Here is a 23,189-nt window from a genome sequence, read left to right on the forward strand (position 1 = left end):
ATCTCTTCTTATTTGAAAGAGAACGTAAATTAAAGCATTTTACTATAAATATCGCCAAATTATTGCTTTAAACTTTCTTTAGAGAATTGTTCTGTAAATTGGTAGATTTCTTCTTTTGAATAATTCTTTGTGTCAAAACACACTAAAGCATTATTAAGAATTTTATCACCTTTCGATTGAATTTGGATACCTAAATGACTATTATTTATTTTAGTTAATCTTCCGATTGACTATAAGTGCCAGACATTCTAAAAGTAAAGCTCTCTCCTATAACGACATAAAATTTATTGGGTATGAATAATAGATTTATAGCAATATAGATAAATCATCTATTCCTACAGTTCTTTCAGTTGTAAATCCTTCTCCATACTTCACATTGATATCTCGCCCAAATTGTATCATACGAGCTTCTAGTGAGTCTAAAAATCCTTTTCCTGAAATGGGAGTTTTAGGGCCACTCATTCCCTCTTGATAAAATTGAGTCTTATAAGCCAATATTGCTTGAAATTTTTGCTCTTTAAAATCAGAAACATCTACGATGAAATCAGGTTTTATATATCTATCTTGGATAAAGTGGTAAACTACTCTTGGGCGCCAATGAAGTTGTTCAGCCCCATTACATTTACTGACGATTTTAAGAAGTCCTGATAGAAAGCAGGCTCTGGATATAAAATCACTACCCCTCGCATGGTCAGGATGACGATCACTGATTGCATTTGCCAATACAATATCAGGTTGATAATAACGAATAGCTTGCACTAATTGAAGGAGACTTTCTTTGTTTTGTTCAAAAAACCCATCGGCAAGTTTCAAATTCATTCTGTCGATTATCCCCATGATTGCTGAAGCATTAGCAGCTTCTTCATAACGAGTTTCAATAGTACCTCGAGAACCTAATTCTCCTTGAGTTAAATCTACGATGGCAACACGTTTACCTTGTGCTACACTTTTGATTATCGTTGCTCCTGCACTTAGTTCTACATCATCTGGATGCGCTCCAATAGCAAGAATATCTACTTTATTCGTCATTTTCTTTTACTTTATCTTTCTTGTTGTCAACCATATATTTGGTTATGACTACCAAGGTAAATATAGTAAAAAATAGTATGGTTAGCCAACCGGATAATGGTAATTTTGCTACTCCATCTCCTTGCGCATACGAATGAAGTCCGACTAAAATAAAGTTAACTCCGAAGAAAGTGAAGAGAATAGCAGAATATCCCCATAAACTTAACACGTTAAATAGAAAACGACTACTAAGTTTTGGAATCCATCTCAAATGGATAATAGTAGCAAATACCAACATGGAAACTAAAGCCCAAGTTTCTTTTGGATCCCAGCCCCAGTATCTCCCCCAAGATTCATTTGCCCAAACTCCTCCTAAGAAAGTACCCATGGTAAGCATGAATAATCCTACAATCATTACCATTTCAGATACAGCGGTTAATTCTATAATATTCATCTGTAAACGCTTTCTGTTTTTCTTGGTGACAGCTAAATAAAGAATCATATTCACAAAACCGAGTACTGCAGAAATCCCAAGGAAACCGTAAGAAGAGGTAATTACAGCTACGTGTATCATCAACCAATAGGATTTTAAAACAGGCTCTAGAGGCGTGATTTCTGGGTCTAACATGTTTAGTTGAGTGACAAATAACATCACAGCTGCAAACAATGTAGTAGCTGCAATAACTGCTGGGTTTTTCTTCACAAAGAAGAGTCCCGCCAAAATTGTAGCCCAAGAAATAAAAATAACAGCCTCGTATCCATCAGACCATGGAGCATGGCCTGTAATATACCAGCGCATACCTAACCCTACGGCATGAAAAAGAAACGTTAAAATAACACCTGTTAAAAAGACATACGAAATTCTACTTAAAATCTTTTCACTCTTTAGTGTTGGAGTCATTAAGGTGCGGATAAAGAAAATAATCATCAAAATAAAACCAAAGAAGAAGTAAGAACTTTGAATTTTGTCAAATGCTTTTAGTTTATTATACATGATCTCCACATTTACATGTTTGTGTGTAAGCACGCCAATAGAAGGATGTGTAGCTTCGTATGCTTTTAATTCTTTCCATTGATTATCTTTTAATAACTGAAGATTCTTTTTTACATCATCCATGCTTACCGACTTATCTCCTTGCGATACTAAGAAAGCGGAACGTAAAAGATTTAGCGAAATAGCATTATTAGTCTGGTCTTTATCTTGCATTTCTCTTGCAAAAGGCCAAGTCCATGTTCCATTATCATCACCTGGAATAGGAATGATGCGTAAATATTGGAATTGGAAAATTTCCTTCAAGATGCGATAGCGTTCACCTAATTTAATTAATTCTTTATCATATTCACTCTTTGAAGCATCTGTCTTTCCGTGAGCTTCTTCATATTCCTTATACCATTTGAAATTACCGTCTTTGGCTTCCAAATCATTAATGGATACGTATTTTTCGAGATTTAGTGCATCTCTAATTTTATATGAAACATAAAGTATTTTCTCTGAATTCCATCCATCTGGGCCATACAAGTGCATAGCTAGTAGTGTTTGAACCGCTGTTTTATCATCATAGTGATCCTCTCGGCGCAATTTCCTAAGTATTTTATCAGCAAGCGTATGGAAGGGGATAATTCTTCCATCATAATCCTGTACCAATAAATCATCAAAATTGGCTGCATCTTTTTCTGATAAATAATGAACTTCGATAGTATGGTTCTCTTGAGAGTCTTCATTTGCATGGTCATGGTTATGGTCATGATCATGATCATGATGCTCTTCTATAACTTCTTCATTTAAAGCTGTGCTATCTACTTGGGCATGAATTCCACTAGTTAATCCTATACTAATTAATAACACGAATACTTTCAGCATTTTAGCTCTATTCTCTCGAGATTTCTTAACCAGCGTGTTAAGTTCTTTGATTCTTCCTTTTGGATTAAATATAGAAAGGAAGAATCCTAATCCCATTAAGAAATATGCAATATAGGTAACAGTAGTACCCCACCAGTCATAATTCACACTTAAGATAGTACCTGATTGATCTGCAAAATAACTAGACTGGAAAAAACGATATCCTCTATAATCCATCACTCTGTTCATAAAGATACGTTGATCTCTAAAAACATTATGTGCAGAGTCAATAACAGTTACTTCAGAAGCAAAAGAACTGGCCATGTTAGAGCCTGGATATTTATCTAACTCGAATTTTCTGTTTTTAATATAAAATGGAATCTTAATAGGCTTTGCGCCATATCCAATTTGAAAATTTAATCCTGCAAATTGCACAAATTCATCCTTAATGATGTGTTTAGCGCTTCCTTGGATATCTACAAGTTTTGATTCTGTGTCAGTAGATAATTTTATAGTTAAGTAATTATTTCCGCCATCTTTTTCAGGGGATTTTACTTTCTGTAATGCAGCAGATTTGTGAAAACTTTTAAAAACAGTACTTTCTCTTCCGAAGTTATATAAATTTCCGGAGATGAAAGGAATAAGGGTGTCCTCTGCTATTTGAGAAATGGCTTCTGCGGGAATATTATTATTCATTCTATCTTCTACAGAAAGTGACGCCATGTTAACCCGTTGATATGGGAAAGCGGAAGAAATTAAAAGTTGCCCATCTTTTTCATAGATATGTACACCAGGGAAAGTTTCTTCATTAGTTTCAAACATTACATTTGTTCCTCCTATTATTTTTTCTTCTCCTTTAAATATATATTGACTTTCTCCCTGAACTACAAATTCGATAGCATCTCGCCCTTCTGAAGCATCATCTACCAGAGTTTCGACCATGTTTTCTTTGTAGGATACATAGTCCACCTTTACTTTCTTTTGATTGGGTAATTGGATTTTGAGGTGAATAGGGTTAGCAACCCCTTCTGACAGCCAGTGTGGATCTTGGTAGGTGTATTGATTTACTCCATCGTTCGCTTTTAATGTGAAATAAGGAGTATTACTATAAATGATGTCAGTTGTCTCGCCATTTCCTATCATCATTTGCCCTTCATAGCCTACATATCTTGTTAATCCGGCACCGATAATACACAATAAGAAAGAGAAGTGAAAAATAAATGTTGGAATTTTACTTTTTTGCCACATGCGATATGCAACTATATTGACAATTAGATTGATAGATAGATAAATCAATAAGATTTCAAACCATTTAGCATCATAAATAGCAATTTTAGAGGCAGGTGTTCCATAATCTGATTCTATAAATGTGGCAACGGCGATTGAAATGGCAAAGATTATCATCCCTATGGCCATTAATTTCATAGAGAAGAGCTCTTTTAATATTTTATCTGTCATCTTTCTTTTGAATTTGTAGCAAAACTACAAAAGCTTTGTTAATTTAGAATGATTTTAGTGTTAATTTTACCCAAGTTTTATAATCTACCTTTTTGTGATGTTGACTGATAAAAAAGAAATAGTTATTTGTGGAACTGGTAAAGTCGCCTATCATTTAGGTAGTTATCTTAATCAGATTGGACATGATTTATTAGGTGTATGGGGGAGAGATGTAGAGAAATGTGCAGAATTGTCAAAAAAATTACATACTTCGGTAATATCTGATTTGTTCAATTTATCTAATACTTCTATTGTAATTGTTTGTGTGAGTGATATTGCGATAAGCAAAGTTTTATCGTCTATACCTAACCATGTAAAAATTGCATATACTTCTGGAAGTATAAAATTAGAAGATTTACCAGCTAGAGAGAATTTGGGGGTATTCTATCCCTTACAAACTTTTAGTGAGGAAAAAGAAGTTGATATTTCTAAAGTTCCTTTCTTGATTGAAGCTACTAATCCAATTTTTGAACAAGAATTGATAGGGCTAGCCCAAACTTTGAGCGATAATGTTCAAAAGACAAATTCGCGTGAGCGCTTTCTTATTCATGTGGGAGCAGTGATGGTAAATAATTTCACTAATTTTCTTTATTATTTAGCAGAAAAACATCTGAAAGAGCATGAACTTGATTTTAAAGTGTTAAAACCGTTGATAATGGAGACTGCCGAAAAATTACAAACATTAACACCTAGAGAAGCTCAAACAGGTCCTGCAGTGCGAGGAGACAATAAAATTATTGAGCAGCATATACAATCTATTTCAGATGCTGATACTAGAGAACTATATAAATTAATGAGTGAGCTAATTATCAAAGAATTTAATAAAGATGAATTATAAAGAAAAGTTGAACCAAGTAAGTACCTTTATCTTTGATATTGATGGGGTTCTTACGGATGGAAGCATATTTTTATTAGCAGATCAAGTGGTTCGCGTACTTAATTCTCGTGATGGTTTCGCACTTCAATATGCCAAGAAGCAAGGATATACTATTTTCGTAATTAGCGGAGGAAGTTCAGAATCTGTAAGAAATAGATTGTTGAAAACAGGAGTGACAGAGGTGTTTTTGCGTACGCACAATAAACTTAAGAAATACGAAGAAATCAAATCTGAATATAAATTATCTGATCAGGAAATTTTGTATATGGGAGATGATATTCCGGACTATGAAGTGATGAAACAAGTGGGTGTATCTTCATGCCCTTCTGATGCAGCGGTGGAAATAAAACGATTGGTTGATTATGTGTCTCCTTTCCAAGGAGGCCGTCATGCAGTACGAGATGTAATTGAACAAACCTTACGTGTGCAGAGTAAATGGTTTAAAGGAGAGTGATAATTTCTAGCGTTTACTGATTTTAGCAGTCCAAACACTTTCCTTACCCATTATTTTTAAGAAATAAACACCTTGAGTCAATCCCTCTAAAGATAGGATGTTTTTACTTTCTCCTTTAAGAACAATCTCCCCTTGAATGGAGTGAATTTCATAAGTTAAACCAATAACTTCTGAAGGAAGATGAATGATGTCTGAGGTAGGGTTAGGGTATATCTTTAATGATTTTTTTGGAGATTCGCTATACACAGAAAGAATACTAAACTCTTCAATATCATTATCATCTACGTATGGGTCAACTAGATTACGTCCTATCTTTCCAAGCATACCTCGTGTTCCTGCAGTTAAATCTTTACCATTATCACTTGAAGTGCCAATAAAAGCAATACCTCCATCATTGGTTGGTATCATCTGATTAATAAAATCATCGTTGTAAGCAGAGTAATTATATGAAGGACCCCAATAAAACATCAAACGACTAAATCGTATGATTTGAACATCCAATCCACCAGGATAGGGTTCAGGACTTGCTTCTGGACCATCAAATTCAACAGCAATGAATAAACTATAATCCCAATCGTCTATTGTTGCCATGGCAGGAATCCATGTGTTGGTAGAATAGACGAAATCTCCTTGAACATGATCCAAATAATTTCCATTTAAGTCATATTGCCCATACCAGATATCATAAATTGTGGTATCAGAATTATAATATGCGCCACAAGCATATATTTCATTCTCATATACTATCACATCTTTAATGAATGGAATGAGGCGTGTGTTGTCAAATTTGCTCCAATTTATTGAACCTGTAAGCGAACAAGAAATCAAAACACCTTTCTCAAAATTATTATCTCCCTTTTGTCCGCCAATCAGTAGTTCCGAACTTGAAATAGTATCTACTGCATAAGCAATGTCATTTACTGGAGAAGCAATCGTTTTAGTCCATAGGGTATCTCCGTTTAAGTCGGTGAAGACCATGTACATATCTTTTTGTTGGGTCGTTAACCCATCTGTTTCTCCAACGAGTATAATCTGATTATCAAGAAGCATAGCATCATGTAAAATTTCCCAATTTGCTGTCCCATAGTTCTTCTGCCAGAGAAGATTTCCCAACTCATCAGTTTTTAAAAGCATGAAATTGAAGTTGCCATCGTCAGTTTCACTTGAATATCCTGCGATATAGAAACCTTCTCCTTCTTTATGCATTACTCTAACTCCTACTTCGTCTGTAGTGTCAGAGCCATAATTTTGAGACCATAAATAATTTCCTAAACTGTCAACAATCATTAAGTAAGCCTGACCCGAAGCGCCATCAAAGTCGCCCCCTACACCTGTAATGGCATAGGAAGAATCGGGAAGTTGTGTAATACCATTTCCTTTAACAAAAGAACCCGCAGTATATTTCTTATAAAAACCATTTTGCGTCATTCCGTAAAATGATGGTAATACAAGCAGGATAACTAATATTTTCTTTAGAATCTCCATGTTACTTTTAATAAAATAGAATGACCCAATTGACTTCTTAGAACAGCGCCTAAAATATCTTCGGTTCCTATACTAATTAGAAGATTCTCCAAATGATAGGAAGCGTACAAGCCTACACGGAAATTTCCATATCCACCAAAAGTACCTTGAGCGCCCAATGAAAATTGTTCAAATGGTTGATAATGAATGCCTGCATATAACATAGGTTTGTAGGAGCGGTTCAAATACATTCGAATGCCAAAAATGGATTGTAATTTTTTGGAAGAATGTACAGTTGCTACTTTGCCAATTTGTATAAAACCAGGTAAAAGTTTGGTTTGTCCTTTCTGTACCGTTTCTATTTGAAATGTGTCTTTTAGATTTTCTAAGACATTTTCTTTAAATAAATCATCTAGTGCAAATCCTGAGAACACGTCTTTGGTGCGTATCGTTGTTTTTTGAGCGTCATTCAGATAGTAAAAACCAATGTTCCTTCCAGTGATATTCAAAACGCCATTAAATTTAGCATCAGGCTTTCCAAAGTTAAAATTAAACCCAAAATTTACTGCTGCCCCCATGCCTTTGAAAAATGGGTATGGATTACTTTGATTAACTTCAGCATCTATATTCCATTTAATTTCGTCACCTTGTTGGTTAAAGGATAAATCTCCTTTTTCCACATCTATATCAAAGAAACTAATTGGTAAAACAGCATGCAGTGTAATATAAGATTTTGTTTTAAGGTTATGGAATCCTCCTCCAACTGTTAAAAAACGTTCATAGCGTCCATACGTATTAGATAAATCTAATTTCTTTCCTAAAAAAGGTTCGTTGCCTAAGAAAGCTAAACCAAAAAGGTCACTAGAATAATCTCCCCAAATATAAAAGTTGTCAGCAGCACCAATCATCCAACTCCAGTTCTCATTTTTTTTAAAAATACTTTTGCCTGAACGATACTCTAGTGAAACATATTCTCCTACGCCAAATCGGTTGTAATCTTTCTGCTTTTCGTATGTTTTTTTGCTTAAATCTTTACTGATTTCTCCGCCAAACATAAATTTCCGTGCAAATTCATTGTTAAGTGAAGTGCTGTGTTCAAAGATGTTTCCGTGTAATGAAATTTCATTATTAAATGGGAGCGTGTCATAGAGCGTTGGTAAGAGTTCTTGCGCGTATCCTGTAATTGTTTGAAAAAACAACAGCAAAACAGATATTATGTAAATAATTCTCTTTCTCATAAACTAGATTTCAATTCTAGGTGTGCAGAAAGTAAAAACTTTAATGCTGCATTTGAATATACAATGTTATTATTGATATGTGTACTGTTGAAAGTAGCTCTTAGCATGATATACTTGGTTGTTGCTAATTTCTCTGCATTGTCTTTGCTAATATAAAATTCAACCGTATTGTCAGTTGCAATATGTTTTTCTAGCACATTATCCGTAGAAGCAGATAAAATCTGACCTTGTGATTTAATTTGTCCTAATGATTTATTATCCTCATCCAATAAAGTTAGTTCCACATTTACCCCATACGGAAAAGTATTTAACGCTTTTAAGATAAATTTCCCTTGATTAACCTTCAGTAATTTGCTGTCATTCTTAAAATCGATAGCAAATGTATCTTGTAAGATTAAATCATCTATCCCAACACGAAGTGGAAAATTAGCATCGATATCTATTCCTATACGGCTTTTTGGATAAAGAATATCATTACCACTTGATGCGTTTCCATCAGGGTTAATCTCTAGGGCATATTGAAGTTGATATGTGCTACCTAGGTTTTCTAGAAATTGTTTTAAGTTTCCGGTAGAGTTATCAAAATGAAATGTAAGTTCAGACGGAATTAAGTTATCCCACGCTCCTTGAGTTTGATTCACATATAAAGAGTTAGAAAAATAGGGATGAGTTAGCGTCACGGTTTGAGAAGTTTTCTGATTTATACTTTCAATCCCATGAATCAATCCTTTTGCCCTAACTTTAATCCCATTTCGGATAGTTAAATTCAAATCAATATCATCAATGTTTACAGCTCCTCCCATAATCTTGTTGAAGAATGTTAAATCTACTTTGGTAGTATCTGAAAAGGTTGTGTGACCAAAGTAGCCTTTTGCATAATCCACCTCAACATCTTCAAATGAGATAGTATAATTTATAATATCTTGAGGAGTTAGAGTAATGGTATTTCCTTGTGGATCTGTTTTTACTTTCATTTTAGATTGTAAAAGATTATAAGAATTACCAAGTTCTCCTCGTAAATCTATGTCATAACCCGTTAAGTCAAGGGTGAGTTTTGCTATACTTGGTTTTGCTTGAGTACCAGCGGCAACTTCTTCTGTGTGAGAATATTCAACACCATTTTTAGAAGCTCCAGGGATAGAAATAGTAAAAATACCTTTTGTTGGAAGCGGATTTTCTAGTTTTACGATTGCCTTACCCTTTTTAACTCGGATTTCTTTTAGGGCGATATCCTTTAGATCAAAATTATGTTCCTGAATCTGATCTATGAATGTAAATCCAGGAGTGACGTTAATGGCATTTAAAGAACTTATAAAGGATTGCTTGATAGTAGTATCTGGAATCTTTACAAGTTTACTTAGATTTAAATCAACTAGTCTTCGTTTTAAAATTACTTGAATAGAATGATCGGTATTTATAGCAAAAGTTGAATCATTAACATAATCACTAATAACTAATGAGTCGTTTACAAGCGGTATAACCCAATCAGAAGTCCAATTTGCTTTCTCTTTTCGACAACTTATACTGATTGTTAGTAAAAACAGCAAGACACTTATGTAAAATAAAATTCTTTTGAGTTTCATATAAATTGTATAAGTCTTAACATTGGACAGTACGAAAATAATGAAATATAAGATATATTTTATAACAAGTTTGAATTTGTTTTGATTTTAAAATGTAAGATAAATAGATTTTAGATATTATCCTATCCAGTTTCCTTTGAGATATCCCTGAAAGAGATAGAGTTGAAGAATAATATTGGTGGCTAGAATCAGTAAATATAGTATCGTGTATTTTCTTTTGAGTAGAGGAATTGTTTGCAATAGTATGAACCCAATAAAACCTGCAAAGAAAAACATAGATTGAATATAATTGAGTTCGACTACATTGCTATATGGAAATCCGAATACGATTAAGGTTATTACAAGTATAGCAGATAGAATGCGTATGTTTTTTTGGTTTACTTCTACGTTGAAAAGATGTTTAAATAATATGTAATGCAAAAAAGGATTGCAGAATAGATAGCGATTCATACTTAAAATGGAAGTGCTATTATCCTCCTTTAAATGGAAGAAGAGTACATATAACAGTATCATGGATATATATATGAAACTTATAAAAAGAATTTCATCATTTATGTGTTTAATCTTTTTTTGGAAATATGAAATGCCCCATATAAGGCTATAGAAAGCAATAATTAATGCGCTATAGAAAGCCCAAGCATCTAGCCAAAGAATCCGATATCCGCGCCAAGTGGTTAAAGGAAAAGAGGGGAGTGAGAATAGGTGATTCCAATTGTTTGATTGGGATTCGGAATAGGCAAAAATATTTCCTGTAGCATTTCCAATAATGTAAAAACCTAATAATGTTCCTAAGATAAGTGCAGATAATAATAGCAAGATTTGTAAAAAATGATGCTTTTTGTGATTGAACAAAAGAAGAGCAGATATCGCAGGAATCAGAAAAAATACGGAAGGTCTAACGAGAGAAAGCAATACAAATGATATAAAAACCCATTTCCATTTTTCTTTCTTCCAATTGATAATAGCCCATATCGTTAATCCATAAAACAAAGACTCTGAATAAGGAACATAGAAGAAAAATATGCTGGGAAGTGTGAGTATAAGGAGCGCTTTCAGATTAGAAGCTTTTAGGTATGAAGCGAGCCAAGAGAAGGAGACTAAGAAGATTAAAAAATTAATTATGCTTATACCTAAGGGATTAAGGTGGAGTATTTTCCATAAATAGGGGAATCCTGGAAAAAAACCCGAGTTGCTTTGTACTTTTTCCTGAAATGAATAACCTTCAGTAACAATGGAGTGATACCAATTAGCATCCCATTGTAACAAAGATGAGGTGAAGTTGGTTAAAGAAATTTTACCAATAAATGTAAAAAGGATAAATAACAACGTAAATGAAAGAAGATAAACAAAAGCAGTTGTAAAACTATACTCCTTGTTTAACCATTTTTCGAATTTACTACTCATGATGTTTTATTGAAGTGTAAATCTACTATTATTTTTTTTAAATATGCATGTATAAGAAAGAGACAAACGATGTCTTGTTATAAAATTTCCTTTTCTTTTTCACGTTAATTTTTGTTACCAGACTCATTTATTTGGTAAAGGATGTTATTTTTGAAGAAAACTTAAGAAGATGGAGTATTTAGCATATATTGTTGTTGGATTGGTGCCTGCTTTGGCAGTTATCATTGCTGTTTATATTGTTCAAAGAGAAAATAAAGACAAGGAATTAAGTCATCTTTCGTTACAATTGAAAGGAGATAGACAAAAATTATTTGTTGAGCCTAGAATGGAAGCATATCAACGCATTATTCTATTGCTAGAGCGTATCACTCCTCATAACTTAATTATGCGTTTGCATCATTCGAATAAAGCAGCGTCCTTGTTTCAGCAGGATTTGTTGAATAATATTCGTACTGAATTTGATCACAATGTAGCGCAACAGTTATTTATTCCTATCAATATTTGGGATTATGTAAAAAAAAGTAAAGAAGAAACGATTAAAATTATCAATACTGCTGCAGGACAATTGGATGAACATGCTACTTCTATTGATTTAGCAAATAAGATATTTGAAATAGCAGGGGAGTTAGAAGAATTACCAACTGAGATTGCTATTAAGATTTTAAAAGATGATTTCCAACGCATGTTTTAATATGAACTAAAACTGGAATCTTTTTTGTATATTCATTGAAAACAATAATTATGAGATATTTTTTACTAGCACTTTCTTTATTTATTTTCGGCTTTAGCTATTCACAGAATAAGAAATCTGAAAAATTAATTCAATTATCCGGAGTATTAGTTTCTGCAGATAGTTTGGACCAAGTCTCCTATGCCTCTATCATGAATAAAACCACCCATAATGGGACAATTTCAGACTATTACGGTTATTTTAGTTTTGTTACTCGTCCTGGAGACACCATTATTTTCAATGCTTTTGGATTTAAAACTGGGTCATACATTGTTCCAGACACCTTGTCTGAATATCGTTATTCTATCATCCATATCATGATACCTGATACGTTGATTTTACCTCAGGTAGATATTTATCCTTGGCCTTCTAAGGAAGCTTTTGCTAAAGCTTTTATTGAAATGGATCCGTATGATGATGCTATTCGTCGAGCACACCGACAGTTGTCGGGAGAGAATTTAGCCGCCATAGCCGCACGACTTCCCACAGATGGCAAACTGGCATATAATTGGCAAGCTCAACAAACGCGGACAATGTTATATACCAAAGGACAAACCCCTATTAACAATCTGTTGAATCCAGTTGCTTGGAGCAAATTTATTCAATCATGGAAAAATGGAGATTTCCAGAGAGAATCGGGGAAATAGTAAAGAAATTCTGAATAATCTCATATTTACCACATACCGTAAATATATTGTGTTTATCTAGGATGGCTTTGTAAGATAAAGTCGCTACTTCCGAGACAACCATAGCGAGACAAAGCTAACTGAACAACGAAAATATAATCGAATAAAAACCTTCGATTCAACGAGGCGTGAGATATAAAGGATTGTTCGATAAATATTGTTTGACAAATACCCATAGGGACGTACGGCCGTATGTCCCTACGGGTATTTGTCAAACAATCCTATAAATTGGATTTAAATGAATGTTAGATATAAAATTTTCCAACTAAATATTTTGTAAACCCCCTTCTACTAATAAACTTTATATCGTTTAAAGAAAGCATCCCAGTTCCATAAAAAGTTTTTCATAATTTCATCCATCCTTTTTATGAATAGTGGGTTGGGAGTGTTGAGGCTTTTAAAATAATTTTCTTGGTATTCGTTGAGACCATATTTGTGAAACATACCTTTTGACATGCTGTATAGCGTGACTTTAGAAGGATAGTTTACACGTTTCATAAAGGCAGCGTAATCATTGTATAATTCTTTGAAATCTTTTTCTTCCATTCCAAGTGAATCTGCTAACATATTAAAGATTACAGGCATTAATGATTTTTGTTGTGAAGGAGAAAAAGTATTAGAAAGTTCTCCTATGTTGCCTGCAATTACAATCATAGCAAAATGGCCATTGCGTGCATCTTTTAAATCAGGTGGTGTAACAAAGGCAGGGTCTTCTTCTAAAAATGATTTAATTTCATTGAATCCTTGTTCTATCGTATTAAGGATTCCATTAACAAAATATTTTGCTAATACTTCGTCTGAAAGTCGTTTCTTAAATAATGTATCCAACATGGAGCAGTAATTAAATCGTTCGCAACAAAGTTAGAAAGGAATTAAAGCATAAAAACTCATGTAAAATCAGTTTATCAACACGCTTATTAACAGATAGATTGAAAAGAGAGAATCTACTATCCGAGATGAGTAGGGTTCTTGTATCTACCTTCCCAATTTTAACTTTAGATCTGAATAGATTTTACTGATAATAAAAATGCGGAGTATTTTTTATATACTCCGCATTATCTCTATTTAATGTCTTCTAAAATTTATAACTCACACCGAAACTAGGAAGAATCGGTAACTGATAAATCTTTTCATTGGAAACACGGTTTACATAGAAGATATTATCTCTATTGTACATGTTGGTTACCCCGGCTTTAAGTTCAAGTTCTGTTTTGTTTTTGAAAGGGAATCGTTTTTTAATTGTTATATCTAAACGATGGTAAGAAGGAAGTCTAGCAGAGTTCATGTCCCCTAATAAAATACTTAAATCTTGTGTATTGGAGGTAGTATAGTCTGTTGTTAGACCGTTGTTAAATTCCTCTCCTTGATAATATCCTGAAGTTGGAGTGAATGGAAGTCCAGAACCAAAATTCCATCGCACACTCACTTCTAAGGTTTTATTCTTTAGGAAGGCATAAGTTGCAACAAGATTTACATTGTGCTTTCTGTCAAATACAGGAACATAATGGTCAAACCCATTCCACCTATCTGAATTTCCATAAGAATATCCTCCCCATAAGAAAATTCGGTCTTTCTTAAATTGTAGAAGCACATCAACTCCGTATGAATAACCAGATTCCAGAATGAAATCTTTTTTAAATACATCTGGCTTGTCATTAAACTCTGGGGTATCATCGTATAACTTGGTTGTATTGATATTGGATAATTTAGGGAAATATTTATAATATCCTTCTACATTGAGTGATAATGATTTCGTTAAATCATATTCTACACCAAAGATTCCATGCCAAGAAGTTTGAATACCATTTTTTGTAAGCTTTTCTTTACCTGTTGGCGTAGTGAATTTTGTTTGAACGTTATTTGGTGCTGCTAAGAATCCATAGAAAAGAGTTACAACATCTTGATCTGAGGAAGCCGAAGTATAGTTCTGAGAATAATATCCTCCTGATAATTTGAATCTTAATTTCTCCGTAGCATTAACTTTTACTCCTAAACGTGGCTCTGGTATAACAGCAGAAAGTCCTGGATAAACTTGTAAACGAACTCCAGGATTTACAACCCATCTACCAATTATCAAGCGGTAATTTAGGTAAGCGCTTAATTCGGTATTAAAATTTTCAATTTTTATTTCTCTATCTAATTGATTGTATGTTAGGAATTTCGTTGTGAATCCTCCTACATTGATACCGTAGGTTAATTCAGATTGATTTTTTAAGAAATAGGTAAAGTCAAAACCTAAATCAAAACCAATGATTTTACTATATCTAGGTGCTTGTCCATTTTGTTCTTGGAATAGAATATCATATCCTGAAGAGCTTAGGTGACCTTTGATAATAACAGGATTGTTTTGAGGTACTACCGTGAAATTTAATCCTCCGCCATAAGCATTCCAATGTAAATCTGCAAGTGTGGCATAATTTACTTTATCTGTATTGTAGAAACCAAATGCGTTGAATTTACTTCCATCAGGTGTTTTGATAGTAAATTTCCCAAAAATATCTGTAAAAGAGAATGGAAGCCCATCTCCATTGTTGGTATAAGGATAGATAGATTTAGAAACGTAGTTTAGTAAAGAATGTTTTGCAGCCAAAATATAGGAACCACCACTACCTACAGCATCTTTTGTTTTATATAAAGGCCCTTCAACAACTGCTTTCGCCATAAAAGGAGATAAAGAAACCATCCCTCCGTGTCTATTCAAGTCACCATCTCTGTATGTAATATCCATGATAGAAGAAATTCGTCCACCATAGTTAGAAGCAAAGCCTCCAGTATAAATGTCCGTATTTTTAATTAATTCTGTTTCAAACACTGAGAAGAACCCGATAGAGTGGAATGGGTTGTATATAGTCATTCCATCTAGGATAATCTTATTTTGAATTGGCGTACCACCTCGCACATACATTTGACCTCCTTGGTCACCCGTAGTGATTACTCCAGGAGTGATTGAAAATGCGGCAATAATATCATTTTCAGCACCAAAACTCGGCAATCTTTCTAAATCTTCTTGTTTCAACTTGTTTACAGAAATGTCGATTTTTGTTTGCTTGGATTGATCTTGTCCATAGACAGATACCCCTTCTATTTCTTTCACATCATCTGCTTTTTCAAGGGTATATCTTAGGGTTAATACTTTTGAAGCACCAACTTTTATAACTTCATTTATTTCGTTATGTTCCATACTACGGATGTTAATCTCGTAACTTCCTTCGTTCAATTTAGAAAACTGAAAGATACCGTCTAGGTCTGTGGTGGCACCGATTTGTGCTCCTGTTTCAACTGATTTGAGTAGTACTTTAACATAACTTGCAGCTTCTCCACTTACATTGTCATATACAAAACCTCGAATAGTGAAATTCCCTTGTCCAAGCGCAAATGTAGTAAAGCAGGAGATTAGTAAGATGTAAATTAAAGTTTTCAAAATATGCCGTTTTTAGAATTGAAGTTGCATAATTACTAATTTTTTAACTTTTTTGTTGTATTTAAAAAGTTAAAATTTAAAAATACCTATGAATAAGCAGGCTAGCCTTTAATTTTTTTAGCTTGTACCCAATATTTATCCATTTCTTCTAAAGACATTTCTTTTAGATTCTTATTGTCTCCCTGTATGGAGTGTTCCATGTGTTGAAACCGTGTGATAAATTTTTTGTTTGTTTTCTCTAATGCCGTATCGGGATTTATACCAATGAATCGTGCATAGTTTACGATAGAAAATAGTACATCACCTAATTCTTGTTCTATATCAGAAGTATTGTTGTTTACTTCAGCTACTAATTCATCTACCTCTTCATGAATTTTAGCAATAACATCTTTTGGATTATCCCAATCGAAGCCTATGCCACTTGCTTTTTCTTGAATACGAATGGCTTTAACGAGAGAGGGGAGAGAGCTTGGAACTCCTTCTAAAACTGATTTTCTTCCTTTATCTAATTTGAGTTTTTCCCAATTTTTTTTCACTGTTTCTTCATCTTCAGCTATTGTGTCTCCATAGATGTGTGGATGACGATAGATTAATTTGTCACAAATAGCGTTGAGCACGTCTGCTATATTAAAAGCATTTTGTTCGTCGGCTATTTTACTGTAAAAAACCATGTGCATCATAAGGTCGCCAATTTCACCTTTAAGTTCGTTCATATCCTTGTTGAGGATAGCATCAGTCAACTCGTATGTTTCCTCTATTGTGAGTGGACGAAGGGTTTCCAATGTTTGCTTTTTATCCCAGGGGCATTTTTCCCTTAAATCATCCATAATTTTGAGCAAACGCTCAAATGCCAATAAACTTTCAACCATAATACTCGTTTTTCATGCTAAAATAACAGTAAAATCAACTCGGTGTGCATTTAGAATAAAATATAAATAATATTAGACCCCGACATTCCTTCGTCCGTCGGGGTGACAATCCTTAGAGAAGGTTAGGCGGTCGGCTTTGCCGACCGATTGTCTCCCCTCACAATTGTCACCCCGAGAACCTTGGTGCTCGGGGTCTATCTTTTTAAATAATTCCTATTTCTTATAACTTTACAAATTAAATATAATTCATATACAGTAGAAATTATTGATCTTATTTATTTTTGCAAATGCACAACGGGTTAAAATCATTCTATTACAATTAAATTTTGAAGAGAAAATAAAAAATACGATATTTGGACGCGTTTTTCACACTATAGCTTGATCTTCAAAAAAACTCTCATATTAATCCAATTTAGTCTCGTTCTGTGTTTGACTGGCCAGATACATGTATTTAGTCAGAGCAAAAATTATGGGATAGGTGTACAGCCTCGAATGGGATATTTAATAGCTCATCGAGCAACCATGAAACACTTGCTTTCACAATATGCTTATGGAGTAGAATTACAAGGAAGCATTTTAACAAACGGTACTAAACAATGGCATCACGATTATAATTTCCCGAAGATTACCTTAGGCATAGTCTATAGTAATTTAGGTAATAATAAAATCTTAGGAGAAGTTATTGGTGTTCTTGGTGGACTTAATTTACCCTTTTTCCAGGAGAAAGGTTTTCGTTTTGGAGCTAATTTTAATGGAGGAATAGGGTTTATAACTAAAAAATATGATGTTAAACGAAATCCAAAGAACAATGCTATCGGTTCAAATTTGAATTGCATGGTAAGTGCAGGACTCTTAGTGGAAAAAATATGGAAACAACATGCCATTGGTTTTGAAATAAATATGACACATCTATCTAATGGTGCTATTGTTTTGCCAAATCTTGGAGTAAATCTTCCTACAGTGAAACTTAGTTATTCATATTATTTCAAGCCTATTGATATGACAGGTGAAGCAAATGGTGAAATTGAAGGTCCTTCGATTAAAAAATGGAATTTTTATACACAATTAATCTTGTCGGCTAAACAAATTTATCCTACAGGAGGGCATTTATATGGTATTTTTGGGTTGACCAATTTTGCACAATATAGATTTTCTAAAAAATCAATTGTAGAGACAGGAGTTGATTTTATTTATAATCAATCTATTGTTCCCTATAATGATGTAACATATTCTTTCCATAAGAATATGCGTTTGGGTATATATGGAGCTTATGTACTACCAATTCATAGATTTCATATTCTCTTGGGAATGGGAGGGTATGTGTATAAACCATTACCTCCAAATGGATGGGTGTATTTAAAGTTTGGCGCTCGTTTTCGAATTATTGATCGTTTGTGGGGTAATGTCACCATTAAATCGCATTGGGCAAAGGCTGATTATTTTGAATATGGTTTAACTTTTAGATGGTAATGAATAGAGTATATTGGATTATAATATTGATATTTTTCTTTTTTTCTTGTAAAAAGCCTTTTGAGCGAAGATGTTTCAAATCAACCGGGGAAGGAGTTGCAAAGGAAGTTGTCCTGACATCAAAAATTGATTCCTTATTCTTATTTGGAAATATAGAATATACCATTATTCCATCATCTTATTCAAAAGTTGTATTGGTTGGTGGAAAGAATTTAGTTTCTTTAATTGATGTTGATGAGGATAATCATGGCATTACTATTCGGGATGATAATAAGTGTGAATTTCTCCGTTCTTATAAAGATAAAGTAAAGGCTAATATTTATATAGACTCTATCCGATATATAGAATTTGGAGGTTCTCAATATCTGAAGAGTCAGGATACAATCAGATCGTATGAGCTAAGAGTTATTGTAAAAGATTGTTCAGGAAGTTTAGATTTGAAAGTAAAAAATGGTTATATGAGTATGGTAATTGCTAATGAGTATGCTGATTTTAAGTTGGCAGGATCAACTCTTATTGGTTTTCTTAATTGTAGGAGCAATTCATATGGAGATGCACGAAATTTTACAGCCAAAAACAAATTGATAGTGAATTCTAATTCTGTTGGGGATATGTATATTAATGCAAACACTGATTTCTTAGACGTTTCGATTAACTCGAAGGGAAATATAAACTACATTGGTCACCCTGTCAACAAATCTGTATCAAAGTCAGGAAAGGGAAACTTAATTTATATAGGAAACTAAAACATTTATTGTAATTTTGTGTTTAATCTAAAGATTAAAACATAAAAGTATGGCAGTAGTATTAATTGCAATCGCATTATTGGCAGTCGCATTCGCTGGAATAGCAGTAAAAATATTAATTAAAAAGGATGGTAAATTTTCTGGAACATGTGCCAGTAACAATCCTGTTTTACAAGAGAAAGGAGCTGTATGTGGTTTGTGTGGAGCAAAACCAGAAGAGAAATGTAAAGCTGATGAATAGATAATGATAGTATTTATCCTTTAAATTGTTAGGAAATATGTTCAAAAGCCAATGGGATTACCTATTGGCTTTTTCATTTTAAACTATACATTTACTTTCTATAAGATTTCAATAAAATGAAAAAAGTCACAGAACAATCCAGCAATTACAATCATCTTGAATTGATGTCTATGAAGGAAATTCTGACGGCAATGAATCAAGAAGATCAAAGTGTTCCCTTGGCTGTAGAAAAGATAATTCCTCAAATTACAGCCTTTGTGGAGAAGGCACTTGTTAACATGAAAAACGGCGGAAGATTGTTTTACTTGGGGGCAGGAACGAGTGGGAGATTAGGAATCTTAGATGCATCTGAATGCCCACCAACTTTTGGTGTAGAACAGGGCGTGGTTGTAGGGCTCATTGCAGGTGGAGATGCAGCTATTAGAGTGGCTGTTGAGAATGCAGAAGACGATACGGAATTGGGTTGGCAAGAAATCCAAAAATTAGATGTTAAGCCAGAAGATGTTGTGATAGGTATTGCCGCTTCAGGGACAACTCCATACGTATTAGGGGCTATAGAAAAAGCAAATGAATATGGCTTATTAACTGCGGGGATAACATGCAATCCCGAGAGCCCTTTGAGTAAAATAGCACAGCATCCGTTGGTTGTGGTTGTAGGACCTGAATTTGTTACAGGAAGTACACGACTAAAATCAGGAACGGCGCAAAAACTTATACTCAATATGATTTCTACCTCTTTGATGATAGGTTTAGGTCATGTTGAAGGAAATCGCATGGTTGATATGCAATTAAGTAATAACAAATTAGTAGATAGAGGCGCCAAAATGGTTGCTGAAGCTTGTCATGTGAGTTATGAAGAAGGAAAAGCACTTCTTTTAAAATATGGCTCTGTACGAAAAGCTACTCTCGGTTTTAAAGAAGGAAAATGCTAACTAAAGAGATTCTATAAATTGTGAAATCAAAATACATGTTTCATATAATTTACTAGGCATATCTTCTTTTTCGTATGGATGATAGCTATTAAAAGTATGATTTGCATTAGAGATAATAATTAATTTACCTTGTGTCCACGTACTTAATTTTTCAGATTCTGTTATATAGACACTTTCATCTATATCTCCATGGATATGCAAAGCAGGTAAATTTAATTTTTTTGCTGTCTCTTCTATGTTTAACAAATCTTTATTGGATTCCCAATCTTCATAGATGGAATAGCGTATAGGCATTTCCTGCTGGGTACGACTATTTTGTACCGTAAAATAACCATCCTCCTTCCATTTGTCCAAAGCCTCTCCTTTTGGGAATTGACTCTCAATACTTGCGATAGAGGCAAGCGTAATCACTGATTTAACACGAGGGTCAGATGCAGCAAGAATGGATAATCCTCCACCACGACTATGCCCAACTAAATGTATAGCTTTCTTTGAAATATCTATTTTGCTTTGAATCCAATCTATAATTGCTTTAATGTCAGTTAAACAAAAACTATATCTATTGTCTGAAAAAGCTTTTAAATCTGGAAAATCAATGGCTTGCTCAGTTGTTCCGCCGTTGTGACTCAAATTAAATTTACAAAAAGCGATGTTACATGATAAAAAATAACGTTTCATAAGATTCCACGCTCCCCAATCTTTGAATCCTTTGTATCCATGAATAAATACAATGATATCATTGTAATTCTCGTCAAAAGGTTCATCGAAATCGACTAAAGACTCTCTTCCTTCTGCCCCTATGTAAATTTCATTATGCAAGTTCATATAGTCATTTATTTGATAAGTAAAACTACTAACTTTTTGAATGATTCAAAATAGAATGAAATATTATTTAGGTATGAAACTTATAAATACTTTTCCTTGTGCTTGTATAATTGATAAGTATTAGGAAAAATGTTGTAAGCAGTAATGCTATAACGCTTGTTAATGTTAATCCATTATCAATGAATAAGCCGTTTTTGAAGAGTAACTGATCAATAAAGTATTTTAAAGCAGCAAAAATGAGAAAGCTTATTAGCATAAGAAGTAGATTAATTTTTATAAAGAATAGAATAAAAACATTTAAAATTTGTCTTGGAGAATATCCTATGCGTAAAAGAGTTTGTATTTCGTATTGATTTCCAAAGATGATAATCTGAATATATTGGAGAATAACAAGCCCTGATAAAAGAACGGTAAGAATACCTACACCTATAAGGATAGAAAACAAAACACCTGCAACACTTTTGAATTTTCCGATAGTCATAGCATTTTCACTAGCTTCCATTTGGTGTTTAGTTAGATAACTCTCAAAGGTTCCAAATTCTCCATCTACTACGGACACCATTATTTGGGTAGTTTTATCGCTTATTTCTGAACTAAAATGTTTGCTTCCATATTCCATAAAAGAGGGAGGAACTAGGATGGATGAAATTTTGGATGTAAATCCTATAATTTGAACTTTAAACTGTTCCTTATGCTCTCGGTCATATAATGTAAACTTAAAACCAATAGATTTCGCAAGATTTTCAGAAACCTGTGGAAGACCTTTTGCACTAGCAAAAGTATTGAGCATTACTAAAAACTCTCTCGGTAAAACAACAGGTACATATTCACTGTTGACATTCCAATCCCAAAATAGGGAATTAGATTGTATAAATTCATAATCGACAGATTGTATAAATATATCGGAACGGAAGTAAGGTACAATTTCACTATCTGTTTGGATAGTAATATCAAAATTATTGCTTTTTACAGGTTTAATTTCTTGGGTAAAAGTTTGTTTTTTAATATCCTCAATGTCTTCCTGATTATAGATATTTTGAGAAAGCTGCAGCATACTCAAATCCGTCACCTTTTTTTGAATAATATAGGTGTTATCTCCAACCATTTCAGAAGATTCTCCATAATGTTGGATTTGGATGAAGTAATGGATGGATGTTACTAAAAAGATAAATCCAAGTAGCGTTCCGAGTATAGCAATGTATAACTGGCTTTGATTCTTATGTTGGAATAATATCTTTTTAAGCATACTTATAAATAGATTGTTTTATCGGAATGAAAATCATGGAGATCTCCTAAAGAAGTCAAAATAATTCCAGCTTGTTGCGCCTCTACTACTTTTTTAATAAGAGAACTAGCTTTTAGAATGTTTTCTGTATCTAAATGACTAAAGGGTTCGTCTAGAATTAACCATTCAAAAGGTTGGCATAAAGCACGTATAATGGCTACTCGTTGTTGTTGACCGAATGAGAGTTGCTCACATATTGAATCCCACTTATTTTCAATTCCCAATTCGGAAACCATCTGTTTAATTTCATCCATTGAGAAGGTATGTGTGAGTTCGTTTTTTAGAAGTAGATTTTCTGCAACTGTTAGCTTGGGAAATAGCTGTAAATCTTGAAATATACAACTGATTTGATTTTTCCGAAGATTTATCCAATCTGAATATGTAAAATCACGTATATCTTTCCCCCCTATACTTACTTTTCCTGTATAATCTTTTCTAATACCTAGCAGTATATGTACAAAACTTGTTTTTCCTTTACCACTTTGGGCACTGAGACATATATTTTCACCGTGTTTTAATGTAAAATCCTTTCCCCATAAGCTAGCATCCTGTCTTGGTTGATCGACTAGAGGAGAGGGTATAACTTGGGAGAAATGAATGTCCATATACGCGTATTCTA

Annotated in this window: 20 protein-coding genes; 8 read left to right on the forward strand and 12 right to left on the reverse strand. The window is 33.5% G+C overall.

Features of this window, described 5'->3' with window-relative positions; all coding sequences use genetic code 11:
* Nucleotides 1-306 precede the first annotated feature (306 nt).
* Both bshB1 and ccsA read right to left on the reverse strand, forming a co-directional pair.
* The gene (gene bshB1, locus M9897_13900; GenBank protein MCO5269976.1) at nt 307-1,029 is read right to left on the reverse strand and encodes a bacillithiol biosynthesis deacetylase BshB1; all 723 of its coding nucleotides are present in this window, start codon (nt 1,027-1,029) and stop codon (nt 307-309) included.
* Complete coding sequence (gene ccsA / locus M9897_13905) at nt 1,019-4,306, reverse strand: cytochrome c biogenesis protein CcsA (GenBank protein MCO5269977.1); 3,288 nt, start codon at nt 4,304-4,306, stop codon at nt 1,019-1,021. The genes bshB1 and ccsA overlap by 11 nt, the downstream gene beginning before the upstream one ends.
* Before the next feature lie 97 nt (nt 4,307-4,403).
* Between ccsA and M9897_13910 the strand changes: the two genes are divergently transcribed.
* The gene (locus M9897_13910; protein MCO5269978.1) at nt 4,404-5,183 is read left to right on the forward strand and encodes a DUF2520 domain-containing protein; all 780 of its coding nucleotides are present in this window, start codon (nt 4,404-4,406) and stop codon (nt 5,181-5,183) included.
* A complete protein-coding gene (locus M9897_13915) occupies nt 5,173-5,676 on the forward strand; it encodes an HAD-IIIA family hydrolase (protein MCO5269979.1) in 504 nt (167 codons plus the stop codon). The genes M9897_13910 and M9897_13915 overlap by 11 nt, the downstream gene beginning before the upstream one ends.
* Nucleotides 5,677-5,682: 6 nt before the next feature.
* On the opposite strand, the gene M9897_13920 is transcribed toward M9897_13915, so the two are convergent.
* The 4 genes from M9897_13920 to M9897_13935 all read right to left on the reverse strand — a co-directional run bounded on the left by M9897_13920 (nt 5,683) and on the right by M9897_13935 (nt 11,365).
* Nucleotides 5,683-7,161: a T9SS type A sorting domain-containing protein gene (locus M9897_13920; protein MCO5269980.1), complete on the reverse strand. Its 1,479-nt coding sequence runs from the start codon at nt 7,159-7,161 to the stop codon at nt 5,683-5,685.
* Nucleotides 7,149-8,378, reverse strand: coding sequence for a hypothetical protein (locus M9897_13925; GenBank protein MCO5269981.1), 1,230 nt, complete (start codon nt 8,376-8,378; stop codon nt 7,149-7,151). The genes M9897_13920 and M9897_13925 overlap by 13 nt, the downstream gene beginning before the upstream one ends.
* Nucleotides 8,375-9,961 (reverse strand): hypothetical protein, encoded by a 1,587-nt coding sequence (locus M9897_13930; GenBank protein MCO5269982.1) that lies wholly within the window; start codon nt 9,959-9,961, stop codon nt 8,375-8,377. Before M9897_13930 ends, M9897_13925 begins: the two co-directional genes overlap by 4 nt.
* Before the next feature lie 117 nt (nt 9,962-10,078).
* Complete coding sequence (locus M9897_13935) at nt 10,079-11,365, reverse strand: hypothetical protein (protein MCO5269983.1); 1,287 nt, start codon at nt 11,363-11,365, stop codon at nt 10,079-10,081.
* Nucleotides 11,366-11,534: 169 nt separating this feature from the next.
* On the opposite strand from M9897_13935, the gene M9897_13940 reads away from it, so the two are divergent.
* Nucleotides 11,535-12,056: a hypothetical protein gene (locus M9897_13940; GenBank protein ID MCO5269984.1), complete on the forward strand. Its 522-nt coding sequence runs from the start codon at nt 11,535-11,537 to the stop codon at nt 12,054-12,056.
* Between the two features lie 50 nt (nt 12,057-12,106).
* The gene (locus M9897_13945) at nt 12,107-12,742 is read left to right on the forward strand and encodes a carboxypeptidase-like regulatory domain-containing protein (protein ID MCO5269985.1); all 636 of its coding nucleotides are present in this window, start codon (nt 12,107-12,109) and stop codon (nt 12,740-12,742) included.
* Nucleotides 12,743-13,072: 330 nt separating this feature from the next.
* On the opposite strand, the gene M9897_13950 is transcribed toward M9897_13945, so the two are convergent.
* The 3 genes from M9897_13950 to mazG all read right to left on the reverse strand — a co-directional run bounded on the left by M9897_13950 (nt 13,073) and on the right by mazG (nt 17,071).
* Nucleotides 13,073-13,612 carry a hypothetical protein gene (locus M9897_13950; GenBank protein MCO5269986.1) on the reverse strand — a complete coding sequence of 180 codons (540 nt, stop codon included), beginning with the start codon at nt 13,610-13,612 and terminating at the stop codon, nt 13,073-13,075.
* Between the two features lie 244 nt (nt 13,613-13,856).
* Nucleotides 13,857-16,202, reverse strand: coding sequence for a TonB-dependent receptor (locus M9897_13955; GenBank protein ID MCO5269987.1), 2,346 nt, complete (start codon nt 16,200-16,202; stop codon nt 13,857-13,859).
* Between the two features lie 101 nt (nt 16,203-16,303).
* On the reverse strand, nt 16,304-17,071 hold the full coding sequence (gene mazG / locus M9897_13960) for a nucleoside triphosphate pyrophosphohydrolase (protein MCO5269988.1): 768 nt from the start codon (nt 17,069-17,071) through the stop codon (nt 16,304-16,306).
* A gap of 492 nt (nt 17,072-17,563) precedes the next feature.
* Here mazG and M9897_13965 point away from each other — a divergent pair, with 492 nt between their 5' ends.
* The 4 genes from M9897_13965 to murQ all read left to right on the forward strand — a co-directional run bounded on the left by M9897_13965 (nt 17,564) and on the right by murQ (nt 20,460).
* The gene (locus tag M9897_13965) at nt 17,564-18,541 is read left to right on the forward strand and encodes an acyloxyacyl hydrolase (protein ID MCO5269989.1); all 978 of its coding nucleotides are present in this window, start codon (nt 17,564-17,566) and stop codon (nt 18,539-18,541) included.
* The gene (locus M9897_13970) at nt 18,541-19,287 is read left to right on the forward strand and encodes a DUF2807 domain-containing protein (GenBank protein ID MCO5269990.1); all 747 of its coding nucleotides are present in this window, start codon (nt 18,541-18,543) and stop codon (nt 19,285-19,287) included. Before M9897_13965 ends, M9897_13970 begins: the two co-directional genes overlap by 1 nt.
* Before the next feature lie 49 nt (nt 19,288-19,336).
* On the forward strand, nt 19,337-19,528 hold the full coding sequence (locus tag M9897_13975; protein MCO5269991.1) for a membrane or secreted protein: 192 nt from the start codon (nt 19,337-19,339) through the stop codon (nt 19,526-19,528).
* 116 nt (nt 19,529-19,644) lie between these two features.
* The gene (gene murQ, locus M9897_13980) at nt 19,645-20,460 is read left to right on the forward strand and encodes an N-acetylmuramic acid 6-phosphate etherase (protein MCO5269992.1); all 816 of its coding nucleotides are present in this window, start codon (nt 19,645-19,647) and stop codon (nt 20,458-20,460) included.
* Here murQ and M9897_13985 read toward each other — a convergent pair whose 3' ends face one another.
* The 3 genes from M9897_13985 to M9897_13995 form a co-directional block, all read right to left on the reverse strand.
* Complete coding sequence (locus M9897_13985) at nt 20,461-21,285, reverse strand: prolyl oligopeptidase family serine peptidase (protein ID MCO5269993.1); 825 nt, start codon at nt 21,283-21,285, stop codon at nt 20,461-20,463.
* 67 nt (nt 21,286-21,352) lie between these two features.
* On the reverse strand, nt 21,353-22,531 hold the full coding sequence (locus tag M9897_13990) for a hypothetical protein (protein ID MCO5269994.1): 1,179 nt from the start codon (nt 22,529-22,531) through the stop codon (nt 21,353-21,355).
* A gap of 2 nt (nt 22,532-22,533) precedes the next feature.
* Nucleotides 22,534-23,175: an ATP-binding cassette domain-containing protein gene (locus tag M9897_13995; GenBank protein ID MCO5269995.1), complete on the reverse strand. Its 642-nt coding sequence runs from the start codon at nt 23,173-23,175 to the stop codon at nt 22,534-22,536.
* Between the last annotated feature and the right edge of the window lie 14 nt (nt 23,176-23,189).

The sequence above is a fragment of the Brumimicrobium sp. genome (assembly GCA_023957385.1).
Classification (GTDB): Bacteria; Bacteroidota; Bacteroidia; order Flavobacteriales_D; family Crocinitomicaceae; genus Brumimicrobium.